General features: G+C 75.8%; 18 protein-coding genes. 5 read left to right on the forward strand and 13 right to left on the reverse strand.

What is annotated here, in order from left to right; translation table 11 throughout:
* Positions 1 to 28 precede the first annotated feature (28 nt).
* The 5 genes from E1O70_RS03665 to E1O70_RS03685 form a co-directional block, all read right to left on the reverse strand.
* Entirely contained in the window at positions 29 to 1627 is a 1599-nt protein-coding gene (locus tag E1O70_RS03665; RefSeq protein ID WP_240696586.1) for a phytoene desaturase family protein, read from the reverse strand.
* Entirely contained in the window at positions 1618 to 2811 is a 1194-nt protein-coding gene (locus tag E1O70_RS03670) for a zinc-dependent alcohol dehydrogenase (protein WP_061267419.1), read from the reverse strand. The genes E1O70_RS03665 and E1O70_RS03670 overlap by 10 nt, the downstream gene beginning before the upstream one ends.
* Positions 2812 to 2883: 72 nt before the next feature.
* On the reverse strand, positions 2884 to 3843 hold the full coding sequence (locus E1O70_RS03675; protein WP_082774373.1) for a carbohydrate ABC transporter permease: 960 nt from the start codon (positions 3841 to 3843) through the stop codon (positions 2884 to 2886).
* Positions 3840 to 4832 (reverse strand): carbohydrate ABC transporter permease, encoded by a 993-nt coding sequence (locus E1O70_RS03680; protein WP_232322557.1) that lies wholly within the window; start codon positions 4830 to 4832, stop codon positions 3840 to 3842. Before E1O70_RS03680 ends, E1O70_RS03675 begins: the two co-directional genes overlap by 4 nt.
* A gap of 1 nt (position 4833) precedes the next feature.
* Positions 4834 to 6183 (reverse strand): extracellular solute-binding protein, encoded by a 1350-nt coding sequence (locus tag E1O70_RS03685; RefSeq protein ID WP_240696587.1) that lies wholly within the window; start codon positions 6181 to 6183, stop codon positions 4834 to 4836.
* Here E1O70_RS03685 and E1O70_RS19815 point away from each other — a divergent pair.
* Positions 6182 to 6325 (forward strand): hypothetical protein, encoded by a 144-nt coding sequence (locus tag E1O70_RS19815; RefSeq protein ID WP_163187287.1) that lies wholly within the window; start codon positions 6182 to 6184, stop codon positions 6323 to 6325. The genes E1O70_RS03685 and E1O70_RS19815 overlap by 2 nt on opposite strands.
* A gap of 110 nt (positions 6326 to 6435) precedes the next feature.
* Positions 6436 to 7572 carry an FUSC family protein gene (locus E1O70_RS03690; protein WP_128957500.1) on the forward strand — a complete coding sequence of 379 codons (1137 nt, stop codon included), beginning with the start codon at positions 6436 to 6438 and terminating at the stop codon, positions 7570 to 7572.
* 81 nt (positions 7573 to 7653) lie between these two features.
* On the opposite strand, the gene E1O70_RS03695 is transcribed toward E1O70_RS03690, so the two are convergent.
* The 8 genes from E1O70_RS03695 to E1O70_RS20335 form a co-directional block, all read right to left on the reverse strand.
* On the reverse strand, positions 7654 to 8517 hold the full coding sequence (locus E1O70_RS03695; RefSeq protein ID WP_021480896.1) for a DUF1684 domain-containing protein: 864 nt from the start codon (positions 8515 to 8517) through the stop codon (positions 7654 to 7656).
* Between the two features lie 59 nt (positions 8518 to 8576).
* On the reverse strand, positions 8577 to 9881 hold the full coding sequence (locus tag E1O70_RS03700) for an acyl-CoA thioesterase/BAAT N-terminal domain-containing protein (RefSeq protein WP_061267422.1): 1305 nt from the start codon (positions 9879 to 9881) through the stop codon (positions 8577 to 8579).
* The gene (locus E1O70_RS03705) at positions 9878 to 10834 is read right to left on the reverse strand and encodes an Ldh family oxidoreductase (RefSeq protein WP_061267423.1); all 957 of its coding nucleotides are present in this window, start codon (positions 10832 to 10834) and stop codon (positions 9878 to 9880) included. The genes E1O70_RS03700 and E1O70_RS03705 overlap by 4 nt, the downstream gene beginning before the upstream one ends.
* An 80-nt stretch (positions 10835 to 10914) precedes the next feature.
* On the reverse strand, positions 10915 to 11574 hold the full coding sequence (locus tag E1O70_RS03710) for a GntR family transcriptional regulator (protein WP_021483335.1): 660 nt from the start codon (positions 11572 to 11574) through the stop codon (positions 10915 to 10917).
* Positions 11575 to 11629: 55 nt separating this feature from the next.
* A complete protein-coding gene (locus E1O70_RS03715; RefSeq protein ID WP_081600323.1) occupies positions 11630 to 12526 on the reverse strand; it encodes an ABC transporter permease in 897 nt (298 codons plus the stop codon).
* Complete coding sequence (locus E1O70_RS03720; RefSeq protein WP_061267424.1) at positions 12523 to 13341, reverse strand: ABC transporter ATP-binding protein; 819 nt, start codon at positions 13339 to 13341, stop codon at positions 12523 to 12525. The genes E1O70_RS03715 and E1O70_RS03720 overlap by 4 nt, the downstream gene beginning before the upstream one ends.
* Complete coding sequence (locus E1O70_RS03725; RefSeq protein WP_021482976.1) at positions 13338 to 14375, reverse strand: ABC transporter substrate-binding protein; 1038 nt, start codon at positions 14373 to 14375, stop codon at positions 13338 to 13340. The genes E1O70_RS03720 and E1O70_RS03725 overlap by 4 nt, the downstream gene beginning before the upstream one ends.
* Before the next feature lie 183 nt (positions 14376 to 14558).
* Positions 14559 to 15122, reverse strand: coding sequence for an SHOCT domain-containing protein (locus E1O70_RS20335; RefSeq protein ID WP_061267425.1), 564 nt, complete (start codon positions 15120 to 15122; stop codon positions 14559 to 14561).
* 189 nt (positions 15123 to 15311) lie between these two features.
* Here E1O70_RS20335 and E1O70_RS03735 point away from each other — a divergent pair, with 189 nt between their 5' ends.
* From E1O70_RS03735 to E1O70_RS03745, 3 genes are all read left to right on the forward strand, one after another.
* Positions 15312 to 15695, forward strand: coding sequence for an SHOCT domain-containing protein (locus E1O70_RS03735; protein WP_034654895.1), 384 nt, complete (start codon positions 15312 to 15314; stop codon positions 15693 to 15695).
* 9 nt (positions 15696 to 15704) lie between these two features.
* The gene (locus E1O70_RS03740) at positions 15705 to 17105 is read left to right on the forward strand and encodes a hypothetical protein (RefSeq protein WP_128957501.1); all 1401 of its coding nucleotides are present in this window, start codon (positions 15705 to 15707) and stop codon (positions 17103 to 17105) included.
* 65 nt (positions 17106 to 17170) lie between these two features.
* Complete coding sequence (locus tag E1O70_RS03745; RefSeq protein WP_061267710.1) at positions 17171 to 19834, forward strand: winged helix-turn-helix domain-containing protein; 2664 nt, start codon at positions 17171 to 17173, stop codon at positions 19832 to 19834.
* The last annotated feature ends 16 nt before the right edge of the window (positions 19835 to 19850 follow it).

Raw genomic sequence — 19850 nt, forward strand, 5'->3', positions numbered from 1 at the left:
CGCCCCCATCGCCCCCATCGCCCCCGCGTCAGGGGTCGCGCAGCAGCCGTGCCCACGCGGTGCGCACGAGCGCGCGGCGCAGCGACCCGCGCGGTCCGGCGGCGGCAAGAGCGGCGCGCGCCGCGTTCCACCCGCACGCCCCGTGGACCCCGCCGCCGGGATGGGCGGAGGCGCTCGCGAGGTAGAGCGACGCGACGGGCGTCTCGGGGCGGCCGAGGCCGGGGGTCGGGCGCAGGAAGAGCTCCTGGTGGACGGCCGACGTGCCGCCGTTGATCGCCCCGCCCGCGAGGTTCGCGTCGACCGCCTCCAGGTCGGCCGGGGTCTGCACGAAGCGACCCACGACCGTGTCGGCGAAGCCGGGCGCGACCCGCTCGACCGCGTCCTCCACGCGGCGCACCTCGTCCGTGACGCGCTCGCGCGTCCACGGCACGCCGTGCGGCACGTGCGTGTAGGCCCACGCCGACTCGGTGCCCGCGGGCGACCGCGTGGGGTCCGACGTCGTCATCTGCCCGAGGACGAGGAACGGCCGCTCGGGGACGTGGCCGCGCGAGAGCGAGGCCGCGACGTCGACGAACCCCGCGCGGTCGACGCCGAGGTGCACCGTGCCCGCACCGCGCGCCCCGGGCGCGGTCCACGGGACGGGCCGGTCGAGCGCCCAGCTCACCTTCACGGTCGGGTGGTCCCACTGGAACCGGCCGAGGTCGCGCACGAGCCGCGCCGGGAGCCGGTCGGCGCCGACGAGGTCGAGGTAGAGCGCGGGCGCGCTGACGTCGGCGAGCACGGCGTGGCGGGCGCGCACGTGCCGCCCGTCGGCCGTGCTCACGCCGACCGCGCGACCGCGCACCACGTGCACGCGCTCGACCCGCGCGCCCGTGACGACGTCGCCCCCGCGGGCGCGCAGCCGCGAGACGAGCGCGTCGGGGAGCCGTCCGGCACCCCCGGTCGGGACGGGGAAGCCCACGTCCTGGCCGAGCATGGCGAGCAGCCAGCCGAACACGCCGCTGCCCGCGGCGTCGGGCGGGACGTCGGCGTGCATGGCGTTGCCGGTGAGCAGCAGGCCGCCCCCCTCGCCTCGGAACGTCTCGTCGGCCAGGCGGCGCACGGGCAGGACGGCGAGCCGGGCGAGGTCGAGCGTGCCCGCCGCGCCGAGCCGGCGCAGCACGCGCAGCACCGGCCCGGCCGCCGGGAGCGGGCTGAACAGCGCGTCGAGGAGCGGGTCGCGCACGCGGTCCCAGCCCGCCACGAGCTCGAGCCACGCGTCGCCGTCGCCGGGTGCGACCTCGTCGAGCCCGGCGGCGGTGTCCTCGGCGCGGGCGCGCAGGACGGCGGCACCGCCGTCGTCGAGGGCGTGCGCGAGGACGTCCGGGGCGCGGGACCACGTGAGGCCGTGCTCCTCGAGGTGCAGGCCCCGGATCACGGGCGACCCCGCCGCGAGCGGGTAGAACGCGCTGAAGAGGTCCGTCTCGTACCCCGGCGCCGCGACCTCGGCGGAGCGGACCGCGCCGCCGTACGTCTCCTGCGCCTCGAGGACGAGCACGTCCCACCCGGCGTCGGCGAGCGCGTTCGCGGCGACGAGGCCGTTGGGCCCCGCCCCGACCACGACGGCGTCGACGGTGGTCAGGCCCACGGGTCGAGCACGACCTTGATGCAGCCGTCCTCCTTGCGCTGGAACGTGCGGTACGCGTCGGGCGCCGACTCGAGCGGCAGCCGGTGCGTGCGCAGGTCCAGCACGCCGAGCGGGTCGGAGACGTCGGCGGCGAGGGGGAGGACGTCGTCGGTCCAGCGGCGCACGTTCGCCTGGCCCATGCGCAGCGTCACCTGCTTGTCGAAGAGCTGCATCATGGGCAGCGGGTCCTTCGCCCCGCCGTAGACGCCGGAGATCGAGATCGTGCCGCCGCGGCGGACGAGGTCGATCGCGGTGTAGAGGGCCGCGAGGCGGTCGGTCGCGGCGCGCTCGGTGAGGGGCGCGGCGAGCGCGTCGGGCAGGACGCCGACGACCTTCTGGGTGGCCTCGGCGACGGGGGAGCCGTGCGCCTCCATCCCGACGGCGTCGATGACGGAGTCCGCGCCGCGGCCCGACGTGAGGTCGCGCACCGCGCCGACGAGGTCGTCGACCGCCGACGGGTCGAGGGTCTCGACGCCGTGACGCTCGGCCATCGCGCGCCGCTCCGGCACGCGCTCGATCCCGACGACGCGGGACGCGCCGCGGTGCCGCGCGATCCGCGCGGACATCTGCCCGATCGGGCCGAGCCCCAGCACCACGACCGTGCCGCCGGGCGGCACGTCGGCGTACTCGACGGCCTGCCACGCGGTGGGCACGACGTCGGAGAGGTAGAGGTAGCGCTCGTCCGGGGAGCCGTCGTCGGGCACGACGACCGGCCCGTACTGGGCCTGCGGCACGCGCAGGTACTGGGCCTGCCCGCCGGGCACCTGGCCGTAGAGCTTGGTGTACCCGAAGAGCGCGGCGCCCTTGTCCTGCGACCGGACCTGCGTCGTCTCGCACTGGGTCTGCAGCCCGCGCTCGCACATCCAGCAGTGCCCGCACGCGATGTTGAACGGGACGACGACGCGGTCGCCGACCCGGAGGTTCCCCGCCTCGGGCCCGACCTCCTCGACGACGCCCATGGCCTCGTGGCCCAGGACGTCGCCGGAGTCGAGGAACATCCCGAGCACCCCGTACAGGTGCAGGTCGGAGCCGCAGATCGCGGTCGACGTGACGCGCACGATCGCGTCCGTGGGCTGCTCGATCCGGGGGTCGGGCACGTCCTCGACGCTCACCTTCTCGCGTCCCTGCCAGGTCAGTGCTCGCATGGTGCTGCCGTCCTTCCGTGGGTGGTGCGTGTGCGTGGTGCGTGGTGCGCGTGCGTGGTGGGGACGGCGGGCTCAGCCCTTGCTCCCCGTCGTCGCCACCCCCTCGACGAAGTGCCGCTGGCCGAGGAAGAAGAGGAGGATCATCGGGAGGGTCGTGATGACGGAGGCCGTGACGACGACCTCCCACTGCGACTCGCCGCCGGGGCCGAACTGGTCGATGAGCGCCTTGAGGCCGCGCGGGATGGTGAACGTCGACGAGTCCTGCAGGTAGACGAGCGGGCGCATGAGGTCCGTCCACGCCGCCTGGGCCTCGAAGAGGAGCGTCAGGACGAGGGCGGGCCGGCACAGCGGCACCGCGATGCGCCAGAACATCTGCCAGTTGTTCGCGCCGTCGAGGCGCGCGGCCTCGAACGGCTCGCGCGGCAGGCCGAGGAAGAACTGCCGCAGCAGGAACACGTAGAACGCGCTCGCGAACAGGTTCCCCGCCCACAGCGGCACGTTCGTCCCCACGAGCCCGAGCTGGTTCCAGATGAGGAACGTGGGGATCATCGTCACGGCGCCCGGCAGCATCATGGTCGCGAGCACGAGCGCGAACAGGGCGCCGCGGCCGCGGAAGCGGAAGAACGCGAAGCCCCACGCGACGAGCGCGCTCGACACCGTGACGAGGCCTGCGGCGAGCACGGTGACGACGACGGTGTTCCCGAGCCACAGCGCGAGCGGTGCCTCCTGCCAGACGGTCACGTAGTTGTCGAGCGTGAACGTGCGCGGCACGAGCCGGTTGTCGAACACCTCGGCGCGCGGCTTGAACGACGCGGAGAGCAGCCACAGCAGCGGGTACACGAACGCGACCGTGGCGAGCACGAGCGCGGCGAGCACGACGGCGCGCAGCCACCGGCGGCGCGGCCCGCGCCCGGCGCCGCGCGTCCGGGCGGGGGGCGGCGGCCCCTGCGCCTCGGGCGCACCCGTGGCCGGGTCCGGCGCGGCGCCCGGGCCGCTCACGGCGGGGCGGGGGAACGAGGGTGCGGTGGTCATCGCTGCTCCCCCTCGTAGTAGACGAGCCGTCGGGACACGACGAGCTGGACGAGCGTGACGAGCATGATGACGACGAACAACAGCCACGCGAGCGCCGACGCGTACCCCATGTGGAGCTCCTGGAACCCCTCCTGGAAGAGGTAGATCACGTAGAACAGCGCGGCGTCGTTGCGGTAGGTGGAGTTGCCGGCGCCGAAGTAGGCCGAGTACGCCTCGGTGAACATCTGGAACCCGGCGATCGTGTTGATGACGACGACGAAGAACAGCGCGCCGCTGATCATCGGCACCGTGACGGCGCGCGTCCGGCGCCAGAACCCCGCCCCGTCGACGCGCGCGGCGTCGTACAGGTCGTTCGGCACGTTGCGCAGGGCGGCGAGCAGGATGATCACGGCCGACCCGACGGTCCAGAGGCTGATGAGCACGAGCCCGGGCTTGATCCAGGCCTGGTCGGTCGTCCACGACGGTCCCTGGACGCCGAACCAGGACAGCACCTGGTTGACGACCCCGTACTGGCCGTTGAACAGCAGCAGGAGCAGCACGCCGACGGCGACCGGCGGCGTCATCTTGGGGATGAAGAACGCGGTGCGGAAGAAGCCTGCCGACCGGCCCGCCTGGTTGAGGAGCAGAGCGAGCGCGAGCGCCACGACCGTGTAGAGGGGCACCTGGACCACCGTGTAGACGAGCGTGTTCCACAGCGACAGCGCGACCTTCGGGTCCTGCGCCATCTCCCGGTAGTTGTCGAGACCGACGAACGTCGGGTCGTTGATGACGTCGTAGTCCGTGAGCGACAGGTAGGCGCTGTAGAGGATCGGCCACGCCGTGAACACGAGGAACCCGACGATCCACGGGCTGATGAAGCGCAGCGCCGCGTTGCGCTCCCGCCGCGCGGACGCGCTCAGGCGCGGGCGGCGACCGCCCGGCGCCGTGCGGTGGCCGTCCGACGCCGGGGGAGGGGTCGGCAGGGTCGGCGCGACGTCGGCTGCCGCCACCTCAGTCCTCCTCGTCCCACTGCGCCCAGGCGTCGTCGAGCGCCTTCTGCGCCTCGTCCTGGGCCTGCGCGAGCGCCTCGGCCGGCTCCTGCTGGCCGTTGAGGACGCGGTTCACCGCGTCCTGCCAGGCGGTCTCGAACTCGTTGTCCGCGGGGTTCGCCGGGAGCGCGAAGGTCGCGTCGTTCGCCTCGTACATCGCGTCGATCGCGTCCTGCCACGGCTGGGGCGCGTCGTCGGGCACGAGGTCGTCGCGGATCTGCTGGTCCGCCTCCTCGTTGCCGGTGAGGACGCCCGTGAAGACCAGGCCGTCCTGCGCACGCGCGTCGGCGCGCGCCTGCGCCGCCTCGACCCAGGCGTCCGTCTCCGTCATGAGGCGCGCGAACCGGCACGCCGCCGCGGGGTTCTCGCTCCCGCGCGGGACGGCCCAGGCGGAGCCGGACGCGAACGCGATCGCGTCGCCGTCGGGCGTGCGCACGGCGTCGAACGCCATGGGGGCGTCCGGGGACGACTCGTTGAGCACGTTGATGTACCACTGCTCCATCGGCATCGCGCCGAGCGCGTCGGTCGCGAACTGGTTCCCGGCGCCGAAGAAGTCGGCGGAGTCGCGGAACGTCTTGACCGCCGGGAAGCCGCCCTGGGCGTCGTAGATCCCCACCGCCCACTCGAGCGACTCGACGACCTCGGGGGCGTCGAGCTGCGCGGTGCGGCCGTCCTCGGAGAGCAGGTCGGCGCCCACCGCCTTCGACCACAGCGGGAGGAACTCGGGCAGCTTCGAGTCGAACCCGATGACGCTCAGCGCCCCGCCGTCGGTGCGCAGGAGCGCCTCGTTCGCCGCCGTGACGGCCTCGCGGTCCGAGCCGTTGACGTCCTCGACGGTGAGCCCGGCCGCGGAGAGCAGGTCGGCGTTCGCCATCGTCACCTGGACCTGGTTGAACTCGGGGATCCCGTACACGCTGCCGTCGAACGTCACCTGGTCGACGGCGGTGTCCACGAACGCGTCCAGGTCGATCTCCTCGGCCGCGACGCACTCGTCGAGCGGGAGGATCGCGTCGCGCGACGCGAACGTGCCGATCTGGTCGCGGTTCGCGTACACCACGTCCGGCGGGTTGCCCGACGCGACCGCCGAGAGGAAGGCCTGGATGTCGAGCTCGCCCTCCGAGAGGCGCACGTCGACGCCGTCGAGGCCCTCGACGGCGCGGTCGTAGCGGACCTCGCCGATCTCGTCGCCGGTCCCGAAACCCATGACCGAGAGCTCGCCCGAGGGCGACCCGTCGGCCGTGAAGTCGACGTCCGAGCCGTCGTCACCGGTGCCCTGCGCACAGCCCGTCAGGGCCAGTGCGGCGACCACCATGCTCGTTCCTGCGGCTGCCGCGCCGCGTCGGCGGACCATCATCTGCCTCCTCGTGGGAGCAACGGGGCGGACGGCAGGGGTGCGCGACGCCACCGTGGTGCTCGACGGCGTCGGCGTCTGGCTGCACCGACGCCGCCAGTGAAGCACCGGCTCTGCCCGCTCACACGTCGAGCCGCTGCTCGTGCCCGCTGCCCGGCGCGGGGTCGGCCGGGCGCGCGTGCGGGCTCCCGTCGGGCGGGGGACCCTCGTGCCGTGGCACGAGACGAGAGCAGGACGGGACCGACCCGGCCCGCGCCCCGGGCACCCCGGGTGGTGGAGGCGGGGACACGGGCGCGCCGCGCGGTCACGGCCGCGCAGCGGCAGTGGGTGCGCCACCCCCGGTGGTCGCTGGCGGTCAAGGGCGCGCTCGCGGCGGCCGTCGCGTGGTACGTCGGGGTGCTCGCCCCGGCCCCGTTCTCCGAGTACCCCTACTACGCCCCGCTCGGCGCGGTCGTCGCGACGACGAGCACGCTCGCGCGCTCCGTCCGCGAGTCGGCCCAGGCGATCCTCGCGATCCTCGTCGGCGCGGCGATCGCCCGGGGCGTCGACCTCGTCCTCGCCCCGAGCGCGCTGTCCGTGGCGGTCGTCGTGGGCCTCGCGCTCCTGTGCGCGGGGTGGCGGCGGTTCGGCGAGATGGGGACGTGGGCGGTGACGTCCGCCCTGTTCGTGCTCATCATCGGCAACGCCGCGAAGGTCGAGTTCGTCGGCGCGTACGCCGGTCTCGTCGTCGTGGGTGCGGGCATCGGCGTCGTCATCAACCTGCTCGTCCCCCCGCTGCCCCTCACCCCGACCGAGGAGGCCCTCGACGGGCTGCGCGACACGCTCGTCGACCAGGTCGAGGCGCTCGGCGACGGTCTCGCGGGCGAGCGCCCGCCGTCGGCGGAGGAGTGGGAGGAGCGGCGGCGCGAGGTGGAGCCCACGCTCACCCGCGCGCGCGACGCCGTCGCGCGGACCCGGGAGGCCGCGCGCGCCAACATCCGGCTGCGTCGCCACCGCGACTGGGCCGCGTCGCAGGTGCGGCGCGCGCAGGAGCTCGAGGGGTCGGCCGACGTCGTCGGGTCGCTCGTGCGGCTGCTCGTCGAGTGGGAGCGCGAGGACCGCGACGACCTCGCGCTCGGCGCGCGCCTGCGGCCGCTCGCGGCCCGCGCCCTGGACGCCTACGCCGGCGCGCTGCGGTCCGTCGGCACGGAGCCCGCCGACACGGACGCGCTCCGCGAGCTCTCCGCGCGGACGCAGGCGCTGCACGACGGCGTCCGGGCGGCGCGCCGCGAGGACGACCGCGACTACTTCGTCGCGGGCGCGGTCGTGCTCGCCCTGCGGCGCGGCGTGGCGGTGCTGACGGCCGGCTGACGCCGGGGAGGCCGCCGGGACGACGACGGCGGGCGACCGGACGTGCCGGTCGCCCGCCGTCGGGGGCGTCGCGCGGACGGGTCAGGAGGCCTGCGCGAAGGTCTGGATGCGGTCGATCTGGAGCGGCGGCTTCTTCTCGCCCGCGGTCACCGCGACCGGCAGCCGGTTCTGCGCCGGGGCGAGCGGGCACGTGACGAAGTTCGTGAACGCGCACGGGAAGGAGAAGGCGCGGTTGAGGTCGACCACGGTGTCGCCGTCCCGCTCGGTGTCGGGGACGCGCACGAGCCGGCCGTTGCCGTAGGTCTCCTTGCCGCTCGTGGTGTCGGTGAAGTGCGCGTTGCCGCGCTCGATGCCCGTGTCGTCGTCCGGGCGCCCGGCGACGAGGAGCGTGTGCTCCGTCCCGTCCAGGGTGAACGTCACGGTGCCGATCACGCGCTGCTCCTCGAACACCCCCCGCTCCACCGTCGGGTAGTCCGACGCCTGCTCGGCCGTCCGCGTGAACCGCGCCGGGAGGACCCACCGCTCGTCGAGCGGGAACGTCTCGATGTCGTCGAGGCGCTTGCGGGCCGCCTCGCGCGGGTCGCGGACGCGCACGCCGAAGATCTGGCGGCCGGTCGCGTCGGTGCGGCGGATGGTCTCGACGCGCAGGTCGCCGTAGAACGCGGGCACGAGGGAGTACTTGTGGCCGGTCGACACGGGCGTCGGCGAGGTCACGGGGGCGCCGTCGAGCGTGACCGTCTCCCCGCTGCCGTCGGGCGTGTACACGACCTCGTCGTCCTGGACCGACCAGGTGCCGGGCACGCCCTCGACCTGCAGCGGCTCGTCGCCCGTCAGCCAGTCCTGGCTGACCATGGACATCCACCCGTACGGGCTCGTCAGCTCGTCGATCCGGGCGCGGTGCCACCGCTCCCACTCCTGGCGGTACTCGGCGCTCACTGCGGACATGTCGGTCCTCTCGTCGATGGTTCGGGTCACAGGTCGGGTCACAGGGTCCGGGGTGCAGGTCAGGGCACGCGCGTCGCGCGCTCCACGAACGCGCGCACCTGCGCGAACGAGTCGGCGTCGGCGAACGCGTTGCCGGCGGGGGTCCCGCCGGCCGACAGCTCGATGCCGGAGACGGGGTGGCGCGTCGGGCCCTGCGCGACGGGGAGGTGCGGCAGGGCGATCGAGTGCCCCGCGTCGGGGTAGTCGAGCAGCAGCGTCTCGTGGGCGTGGCCCGCGGCGCGCAGCGTCTCGACGACCTGGCGCGCGTACATGCTCGAGGGCCACAGGCCGTCGGCCATGCCGGAGACGCACGCGACGGGGCCCGCGACGCGCTCGACGGGGATGCGCGACGCGGCGGCGAACTCGCGGTCGCGCAGGCCGTCGACGTAGACGTCGCGGTACCGGTCCGGGGGCGGCCCGCCGGTCCACGGCTGCCACGTCACGCCGGGGTTGTCCTGCCACAGGTGCGGGAGCGGCTCGCCGTCGAGCGTCCACGTGGGGGAGTCCCACCCCTGCGCGGGGTCCGCGGCGCCCTGGGAGCCGTGCACGTGGGCCCCGGGCACGTAGGCGACGACGGCGCCCACCAGGCCGGGGTAGGTGGCGCCCAGCAGGAGCGCGAGCTCACCGCCCCGCGACTGGCCGCTCACCACGACGACGCCGGCGCGCGGCGCGAGCTCGCGGTGCACGTGGTGCAGCGCGGTCTCGAAGTACTCCAGCGGCGTTCGGGTGATGTGGTCGGGGAGGCCGGGAACGCCGAAGTAGCCGAGCGCGAGCGCCTGCACGCCGCGCGACGCGTAGAGCGCGCCGCGCTGCTCGTTGATCCCCCCGCCGGAGCCGTTGAGCACGACGATCGTCGGGTGCGGACCGTCGCCCGCCGGCACGAAGAGCGTGCCGACGAGCCCGTCCTCGCGGACCTCGCGCCGCCGCACCCCGGGCCCGGTCCAGCGCTGCACGAGGTCGGCCGTCGCGCGCTGCGTGGCGTCGGACTCGTCCCACGCCTCGAGGCGCGTGCGCAGCGGGCGCGAGACGTCGGTCGCGGCCGGCCGGCCGGGCGTCGTGCCGGGCGTCGGGTCGGGCCGCTGCGACGTGAGGAGCGCCATCCCGTCGACGCGCCCGTAGTCGCCGGTCATCGGCGGGTCGCGGTCGAGCCGGACGGTGCCTGACCGGTCCGCGCGGTAGGTCGCGCGGGCGGACCACGCGGTCCCGGCGCGGTCCGTCGTCGCGCGGACCGTGACGAGCGCGCCGGGCGCGGCGCCGCTCACCTCGATGCGGCGGGCGACGTCGAGCAGGTCGTCGGCGGGGCTGACGGTGAGCCGGAGCGTCACGGCGTGCCTCCCGTCGCCGGGGCCAGCGCGTCCCAGACGTCGCGGTCGACGACGAACGTCTCCGCGTCCGGACGGGCGCCCGGGACGCGGCCTCCGGCGCGCGTCCAGTCGTCGCCGAGGCGGTCGGCCCGGTCGGCGAGGTCCTCGGCGCCGAACGCGCGGGGGTCCAGCGCGAGCACCCAGAGACCGCGGCCCACGGCGTCGCCGCGCGCCCCGGTCAGCAGTCCGGCGAGCGCCTCCACCGTGAGACCGAGGAGGGACCCGAGCAGCCCCGCCGGGAGCAGCGCGCCGACGGCGCCCGCGTCCCGGGTGGCCTCGCCGTCGGGACCGAGCGCCGCGCCGTCGGGCAGGGGCGTGCCCTCCCGGGCGCGGCGCCGCGCGTCGGCGAGCGTGACGGCGCTCGTCGCGGCGTCCACGACGAGCGCACGACCCTGCCCGGCCCGCGGCACCGCCACGGCGAGCGGGTTCGTGCCGACCACGGGGACGGTCCCGCCGTACGGGGCGACGGTCGCGGGGGACTGGGCGAGCGCGACCCCGACCAGCCCGTCCTCGGCGAGCGCGCGGACGTACGCGCCGACGCGCCCCGTCCCGCCCGCGTGGCGCACGGTGACCACGCCGACGCCGAGCGCGCGGGCGAGCCCCGCGGCCCGGCGGACCGCCGCGGCGAGCGCGACCGGCCCGGGGAGGTCGTACGCGTCCAGCGTCGCGGTCGCCCCGGTCACGACGGCGGACGGCGCCCCGGTCCCGGCGCGCCCCGTCGTCGTCCGCTCGCGCGCGTCCCGCAGCTCGCGGACGAGGAGCGCGAGGCCGAACTCCGGCCAACCCGACGCGTCCCCCGCGACGACGGCGCGGGCCGCCAGGTCGGCGTCGGCGGGGTCGTGGGCGGCGAGCGCCGCGCGCGCCCGGGCACGGGCGTCCGCAGCGTCGACGCGCACGGTGGGGGTGGCGGGCACGGCGGTCCTCTCGGGTGGTGGCGGCGGGTCGGGTCGTGCGGGCGGGGCGGGACGCGCGGGCCGTCACGCGGGAGAGACGCTCAGTCGTCGCCGAAGAACGCCCCGGAGTCGATCGCGAGGCCCATGACGACGCTGCGACCCCGGCGGATGTGCTCGAGCTCGAGCCGGGCGGCACGCTCGCCGTCGCCCGCGCGGAGCGCCTCGATGAGGAGCCGGTGGTCGTCGAGCGGCGGCCCGGGCTCCAGGGGCTGGCGCCCGCAGAGCCGGAAGGCCCGCTCCAGGTCCTCGAGCGCGAGCTCGGTGATCGCGTGCAGCCGGGGGTTGCGCGAGTACTTCGCGACCCGGCAGTGGAACAGGTGCGACGCCGACAGGATCGACTGCACGTCCTGCGCCTGCGGGTACGTGCCCTCGGCGATCGCCGCGAGCTCGTCGACCTCGGCCGGGCTCGCGTGAGCGGCCGCGAGCCGCGTCGCCATCGGTCCCGTCGCCTCGCGCACGTCGAGCACGTCGACGAGCGTCTTGAGGGTGACCGGGGCGACGCGGCACAGCGCGCGCGGGCGCACGTCCACGAGGCCGTCGTGGTCGAGGCGGTGCAGCGCGTCGCGCACCGGCGTGCGCGACGTCCCGAACTCGGACGCCGTCTCGGTGACGTCGATCTCCTCGCCGGGGCGCAGCTCGGTGAAGATGATCCGGCGCCGCAGCTCGTGGTAGATCCGGTCCGCGGCCGGGACGACGCTCATGCGCCGGCCCCGGGCACGCGGGACGGGTCGTGGTGGGGTGGGTTCATGCTGCCTCCTACTGACGGGACCAGGGCACGAGACGTCGTTCGAGCACCGTGACCAGGGTCGTGGAGAGGTAGCCCAGCACGGAGATGGTGACGATGCCCACGTACATCTTCGCGACGGCGAACGTCGTCCACGAGCTCCAGATGAGGTAGCCCAGGCCGTTGCGCGACCCGACGAACTCCGAGGCCGCGATGATGACGAACGCGCCGCCCACCGCGAGCTTGAGCCCGGTGAAGATGCTCGGCAGCGCGGCGGGCAGCGCGACCGTCCGCCAGCGCTGGAGCCGGCCCGCGCCGTTGGCGGTCGCCACGTCGAAGTAGATCTGCGGCGTCTGGAGCACGCCGCCCATCGCGTTGTAGAAGACGTAGAAGAACACGCCGATCGCGACGATCACGTACTTGCTCGCCTCGCCGAGGCCGAACACGAGGAGCAGCAGCGGGAAGATCGCGACCTTCGGCACGGGCAGCAGGCTCGCGAAGATCGGCCCGAGGAGCGTGCGCAGGGTCGTGACCGACCCGAGCGCGATCCCGAGGACCAGCCCGGGCACGGCGCCGAGCACGAACCCGATCGCGATGCGCGTGAGCGTGATGCCCGCGTGCTCGAAGAGCTCGCCGCTCCCGACGAGCTGCGCGAACGTCTCGGCGATCGACGACGGCGGCGGGAAGAACCGCGCGTCGAGCACGTTCGTCCGGCTCGCGAGCTCCCACACCGCGAGGAGCAGGAGCGGCGTGAAGGGCCCGACGACCCGCACGAGGCGACCCGTGCGCCGGCGGCGCAGCTCCTCGGTCAGCTCGCGCGTGATCTCGGCCGTGCGGTCGTCGGCGTCGTGGGGCGCGTCCGGGGCGCCGCCCGGCGCGGCGTGGCCGCCCGGGCGGACAGGGGCGCGCTCGTCCGTGGGGGTCGTCATGCGACCGCCTCCCGGACGCCCGCGGCGGAGCGCTCGTCCGCCCCCGCCGCGTCCTGCACCGCGGCGTCCTGTGCCTCCGCGTCCCGCAGGAGCCGCCACAGCTCGTACGTGATCTCGCCGTGGCGCGGGTCGCGGCGCAGCTCGAGGATGTCGCGCGGGCGGTCGAAGGGGACCCGCACGTCGGCGAGGATGCGCCCGGGCCGCGCGGACATGACGACGACGCGGTCCGCGAGCACGAGCGCCTCGTCGACGCTGTGCGTGATGAAGAGCACCGACCGCGAGGTCTGCGACCAGATCTTCAGCAGCTCCTGCTGCAGCACGACGCGCGTCTGCTCGTCGAGCGCGCCGAACGGCTCGTCCATGAGGAGGGTCGCGCCGTCGTCGGCCAGCGCCCGCGCGACCGACGTGCGCTGCCGCATGCCGCCCGAGAGCTGGTGCGGGTAGAAGCCGCGGAACTCCGTGAGGCCCACCATGTCCAGGAGCGGGGCGACGCGCTCGCGCCGGGCCGAGCGCCGCACACCGCGCAGGCGCAGGGGGTACTCGACGTTCTGCTCGACCGTGAGCCACGGCAGCACGCCGTGGTCCTGGAAGACGACGGACGGGCGCTCGGTCATCGTCACGGTGCCGCGGTCGGCCTCCTCCAGGCCCGCGAGGATGCGCAGGAGGGTGCTCTTGCCGCACCCGGAGGGTCCGAGCACGCAGACGAACTCGTTGTCCTCGATGGTGAGCGACACGTCCTGGAGCGCGACGAGCACGTCGTCCCGGCGACGGTCGTGGAACCCCTTCCAGAGGCCCTCGACGGAGACGGCCGTCACGAGCCGAGCTCCGCGGCCCGCTCGCGCGCCTGCTCGAGGAGGTCGGCGCGGAAGATGCTCTCGACGTCCGCCTCGCCCTCGTACTCGAGCGTGCCGCGGTCGCGGAAGAACTGCTCCTGGGCGTGCACGTCCTCCCAGTCGATCTCGCCCGTCGGGTCCTGCTCCGTGAGCGCGAGCGACGTGAGCGTCTCGACCGGCAGCTCGGTGTACCGCGCGATGATCTCCTGGTTCGCCGGGTCGTCCCAGCCGCCCGCCTCGAGCTCCGCCGCGGCGCGCAGGTACGCGGCCGTGAACGCGACGACCGCGTCGGGGTGCTCGTCGACGTACTCGGTGCTGAACACCAGGGCGCCGAGCTCGGTGCCCGCGTGGTAGTCGATCGGGAGGATCTCGGACGCGATGCCCTCGCTCTCGAGCGACGACGAGATGGGCTCGATCGACCAGGCGGCGTCGACCGAGCCGCCCACGAGCGCGGGGCCCGTCTCCGGCGGGCCGACGTTGACGAGCTCGACGTCGTCGAGCGTGAGGCCGCCGGCCTCCAGCGCCTTGGCCACCGAGTAGATGCCGAAGCCGCCGTCGCCGGGGATGCCGACGCGGCTGCCGGCGACCTGCTCGATCGACGTGATGCCGGAGTCGGCCGCGACGACGAACGGGGCCGGGTTCGGCCCGCTCTCCGGCACGCGCGAGACGCTCGCGATGACCGAGAGCGACGCGCCGGCCTCGGTCGCGTTGAACAGGCCCGCGCCCCACGTCGCGCCACCGGCCGTGACGTTGTTCGTGCTGACGAGCTGGTAGGTCTCGCCCGACGTCCCGCCCTTGGCGAGGAGCTCGACGTCGACGCCCGCCTCCTCGAAGTACCCCTTGTCCTCCGCGAGGAAGAACGGCGCGTAGTCCGCGTAGGGGGAGTAGAGGAACGAGATCTGCGGCGCGGCGTCGTCCCCGCCGCCGGACGGGTCGCTCCCGCCCGCACAGCCCGCCAGGATCCCTGCCGCCGCGACGAGCGAGATGGTGACCGACGAGCGGCGTGAGATGGCCATGAGTCCTCCTGGGGTCTGACACACGAGCAAGCGCGCCGTGATGTGCTTGCCACTATGCGCTAGTGCATCAGTTGGCCCCAGCGTGGTCCCCATCGTCTCGCTGAGTGGGACGACGTAACGCGAAAGAACCCCGAACGGGGCATCGGCCGGCCGTGCGCGGCCCGCCCGCCCGGTCTGCCGTCGTCACGGCCCGAGGACGCGCGCCTTCTGCTCCGCGAGCTCGGCGTCGGTGAGGACGCCCCGGTCCCGCAGCGCGGCGAGGTCGCGCAGCTGCGCGATGCGCACGTCCATCGCGGACGCGCCGCCGGAGGCCGTCCCGCCGTGCCCGGGGTCGTGCGCCCCGCCGTGCGGCCCGACGTGCGCGCCGGACCGGTCGTCGTCGGGCAGCCCGGTCACGGCGCCGAGCACGCCGACGAGGTCGGAGTCCTGCACGCGGTACGTCGTGCTCGACGCCGGGTGGGCGCGCCCGACGTCGTCCAGCATCTGCTGCACGAGCGCCCCCACGGGGCCGCGGACGACGAGCTCGACGTCGGGCCGGTCGTCGGGTGCCGCGGTGCGCAGCTCGACGAGGTCGAGCCCCAGCGCCGCGAGCCGCTGGAGGAGGCCGTACAGCGCGGCCTGGTCGCGGACCCGCGCTTCCAGCCGCGTGCACTCCACGGACCGGCGCACGCCGAGCTCGGCGAGGTCGGGCTCGGGCAGCACCACCGGCCCCAGCACCGTCACCTCGACCAGCGTCGTGCGGTCCATGCGTCCTTCTCCCGGCTCGCCCACGTCGGTCCAGGATGCGCGGGCACGGACCCGGGCGGGATCACCCGGCGGGGGTGGCCCGCGGCGCCGGGCGGTCGACTACCCCCGACGGGTGAGCACGCGGATGCCGGGGCCGCTCCACAGTGGGAGCGTCACGGGACCGCCGTGACCCGACACGAGGGGTGCCCGATGGACGGATTCTGGGACTGGTTCTGGCTCATGGTGTGGTGGTTCTTCTTCATCGCCTACCTCGTCGTGCTGTTCCAGATCGTCGCGGACCTGTTCCGCGACAAGACGCTCAGCGGCTGGTGGAAGGCGCTGTGGATCGTCGCGCTGATCTTCGTCCCCTACCTGTCCGCGCTGATCTACGTCATCGCGCGCGGGCGGGGCATGGCGGAGCGGCACGCGGAGGAGCAGCAGGCGCGCCGGCAGGTCATGGACGACTACGTGCGGGCCACCGCCGGCACCGGCAGGTCTCCCGCGAGCGAGATCGCGGACGCCAAGGCGCTGTACGACGCCGGCACGATCGACGCCGACGAGTTCGCCCGGCTCAAGGCCCGAGCGCTCGCCTGAGGACGCGCGATGGCTGACGAGACCGCGCCGGGCCGCGAGGCGTCCGACGTCGCCGCGCGCCTCGCCGCGCTCGAGCGCGAGAACGCGGAGCTGCGGCACCGGCTCGAGGAGCGGCCGGCCGCCGCGGCGCCCGCGGGCCCGGACGGCGACGCGACCGCGCCGGAGGCGGCGCGGCGGCCCCGGCGCGGGCTGCGCGCCGCCGCGTGCGCGGTCCTCATCACGCTCGGGGCGCTCCTCGCGCCGCTCGGCGCGGTGTCGGCGTGGGCGCAGCGCGAGCTCACGGACACCGACCGCTACGTCGCGACGGTCGGACCGCTCGCGGGCGACCCGGTCGTGCAGTCCGCGGTCGCCGGGCGGCTCACCGAGGTCGTCATGTCGCGCATCGACGTGGCCGCGCTCGTCGACGACCTCGTCGGCGGGCTCGAGGAGCGCGACGTCCCGCCGCGCGCGACCCGCGCGCTCGCCGCGCTGGAGGCGCCGCTCACGAGCGGCGTCGAGTCGCTCGTGCACGAGACGGCGACGCGGCTCGTGGAGAGCGACGCGTTCGAGGGCGCCTGGCTCCAGGCGAACCGCGTGGCGCACGAGCAGCTCGTCGCCGTGATGCGCGGCGAGGACGGCGACGTCCTGCAGGTGAGCGACGACGGCCGCCTGTCCATCCAGCTCTCCGGCCTGATCGACCTGCTCAAGGAACGCCTCGTGGACCGCGGCCTGGACGTCGCGGCCCGCATCCCGTCGGTCGACGCGACGTTCACCGTCGCGCAGTCCGCCGAGCTCGTCATGCTCCAGAACCGGTACGCCCAGGTCGTGACGCTCACGACGTGGCTGCCGTGGGTCGTGCTCGGTCTGCTGGCCGCGGGCGTCCTCGTCGCGAACCACCGCTCGCGCGCGCTCGTCGTGGCGGGGCTCGCCCTCACGGGGGCGATGGTCGCGCTGGGCGTCGGGCTCGCCGTCGCGCGGGGCCTGTACCTCGGCGCGCTCTCGGGCCAGGTGGTGCGGCTCGACGCCGCGGAGGTCGTGTTCGACCAGACCGTCGGCTACCTGCGCCTCACGCTGCGCACCGTCGGCGTGCTGGGCCTCGTGGTCGCGCTCGCGGCGTACGTGGGCGGGCCGAGCGCGTCGGCCCGCAGCCTGCGCGCGGGGCTCGGGCGCGCGGGCGCCGCCGTGCGCGGCTGGGGCGAGGGCCGGGGCGTCTCGACGGGTCCCGTCGGCGACTGGCTCGGCCGGCACAAGGCGTTCGTGCGCGTCCTCGTCGTGGCGGCGGCTGCGCTCGTCCTGCTGCTCGCGGGCACGCTGACGCCGGGCCTCGTCGTCGGGGTCGCTCTCGTCGCGGGACTCGTGCTCGTCGTCGTGGAGATCCTCGCCCGGCCGCCCGCCGTCGTCGCCTCGCCGCCCGGCCCCGGGCCGGCCTGAGGCGCGTGGCGAGGGCGCGCTCCGCTCGCCCTGCGGTCCGGGGGCCCCGGGAATACCCTGCCCCCATGGCCTCGGTCGAGCCCCGTGCCGAGCCGGAGGACGTCACGCGCGTCACGGACGCCTCCGGGACCTCGCGCGCCCGCACCACCGTCCCGGACCTGCCGCCCTCCACGGTGGGCCGCCCGGAGGTCGAGGCTCTCGTCGCGGCGGCGGCCACGCGCCGCCTCACCCTCGTGTCGGCGGGCCCGGGCTGGGGGAAGACGACCGTCGCGGCGCGGTGGGCGCGCGGCGGCACCGGCCCGCGGGTCGCGTGGCTGACGCTCGAGCCGTTCGACGACAAGCCGGCGGCCTTCTGGGCCGACGTGCTCGCGGCGCTGCGTGCGGCCGGGGCGGTGCCCGTGGGGCACCCGCTCGAGACCCTCGTCGTGCCGCCGCGCCTCACGCCCGCCCTCCTGCGCCGCGTGCTGGCGGCGATCGAGGCGCTGCCCGAGCCCGTGGTCCTCGTGCTCGACGACTTCCACCACGCCGCGTGCGCCGAGGTCGCGGCGACGGTGGACGACCTCCTGCGCTACCGGCTGCCCCTGCACCTCGTGGTCCTCACCCGCGTCGACCCGCTCCTGCGCCTGCAGCGCCTGCGCGCGCAGGGCGAGATGACGGAGGTCGGTGCCGCCGAGCTCGCGTTCGACGCCCCCGCGGTCGCGGCGCTGGCGACGGCGCAGGGACGCGACCTGGCCGCGGACGACGCCGGGCGCGTCGTCGGCGAGACCGGCGGCTGGGCCGTCGGGGTGCGGCTGCGCGTCGAGGAGCACGACGCGACGAGCCGGGCGCGCGCCGCCCGCTCGGCGGCGGAGTTCCTCCTCGCCGAGGTCCTCGACAGCCAGGGGCCCGAGGCCCGGCGCTTCCTCCTGCGCACGAGCGTGGCGTCGGCGGTGTGCCCCGACCTCGCGGCCGTCCTCGACCCGGGGGCGCCGACGGACCGGCTGCTCCCGGGTCTCGCCGCGGCGGACGGTTTCGTCATGACGTCGGGCGGCCGACGCACCTGGTACCGCTACCACCCGCTCCTGCGCGAGATGCTCCTGCACCAGCTGCGGATCGAGGACCCGCCGGGGTTGCGCGAGGCCCACCAGGCCGCGGCGCGCTGGTTCGCGCAGGACGGGCAGGCGCTGCGCGCCCTGGAGCACGCGGCGGCCGCGGAGGACTGGCCGCTGCTCGGCGAGGTGTTCGTCGAGGGCGCGGCCGCGGAGCTCGCGGGGCCGCACCGCGAGACCGTCGCCCAGGTCCTGCGGCGCGTGCCGTACGCGACCCTGCGGCCCGACGCCCGCCTGCACCTGTGCGCGGGCGCGCTCGCTTCCGTCGACGAGCGGTTCGACGCCGTGCGGCTCCACGTCGCGCGGGCGCGCGACCTGCTCGCCCCCGCCACGGACCTGGTGGCCGACCCGGCGGCGGCTGTGCTCCTCGAGCTGCTCGCCGCGTCCGTCGCGCGCTCGACGGGCGACGTGCGGGGCCTCGCGACGGCCGCGGGCGCCGCGCTCGCCGCGGCGGACGCGGTGCCGTACCCGTTCCCCGCCCTCGAGACGTACCGGGGCCTCGCGCGGGCGCACCGTGCGGCAGGGCTCGCGTGGTGCGCCGTCGGCCCCGAGCCGCCGGGGGAGACGACGTCGGGGACGCTCGCCGCCCGCGCCCCGCAGCTCTACGTCCTCGGGGCGCGCGCCGCCGCGGCGCTCCTCGCCGTCGCGGCCGGTCGGCTCGACGCGGGGGACGGCGCCGCGCGCGAGGTGCTCGTCGAGGCGGAGCGCCGCGGCTGGGACGGGTACGCGCACGTGCGGCCCGCGCACGCTGCGCGCGCGTGGGTGCGGTATCTCCGGGCGTCGGACGACGGGCTCGACCGGCACCTCGCGCACGCCCTCGCGGCGGACGCCGGCGGGCGCGAGCCCGCGTCCGAGGCGGCCGTGCGGCTGCTGCAGGCGCTCGTCGCCGCGGACCGCGGGCACGCGCGCGCCGCGCGGCAGGCGCTCGTCGCCGCCGACCGCGCCCTGGGGCGGTCCGCGACGCCCCCCGTGCTCGCGGACCTGTGGGTGCGCGCCACGGCGGCCGCGCGTCTGGTCGACGACGGCACGGGCCCGGCGCTCGGGGCGCGCCTCGCGCGCGAACGCCTCGGGAGCGCCGCGGTCGTCGCGGCCTGCGGTGCGCGCGAGCTGCTGGCGGCGGGCCGCTCCGGGGCGGCGGAGCGTGCCGTGGCGGGCCTCGGGGACGCGCCGGGGGAGGAGGCGGACGTCGTCGTGCGGGTGGAGGCGGCGCTCGTCGAGGCGTCCGCGCTCGCCCGGGCGGGCACGCACCGCGTCGACGCCGCGCTCGGACGGGCCCTCGACCTGGCCGCCGCCGAGCGGGTCGTCCGACCGTTCCTCGCCGTCCGGGGCACCGAGCTCGACGAGCCGCTCGCGCGCGCCGTCGCGCGCCGCGACGACGCGCTCGCCGCGCTGCTGCGCACCCACCTGGACGCACCGGGCCGGGCACCGGAGCCGGTCCCGCTCGTCGAGCCGCTCACCGAGCGCGAGCTCGCGGTCCTCGCCGTCCTGCCGTCGATGGCGAGCAACGCCGAGGTGGCCGCCGACCTCTTCGTGTCGGTCAACACCGTCAAGGCGCACCTGAAGTCGGTCTACCGCAAGCTCGGCGTCGGCTCGCGGCGCGAGGCGGTGCGGCGCGGCCGGGAGCTCGGCGTCGTGCCCTGACGGGTCTGCCGAGGAG

This window comes from Cellulosimicrobium funkei, assembly GCF_004519295.1.
GTDB lineage: Bacteria > Actinomycetota > Actinomycetes > Actinomycetales > Cellulomonadaceae > Cellulosimicrobium > Cellulosimicrobium funkei.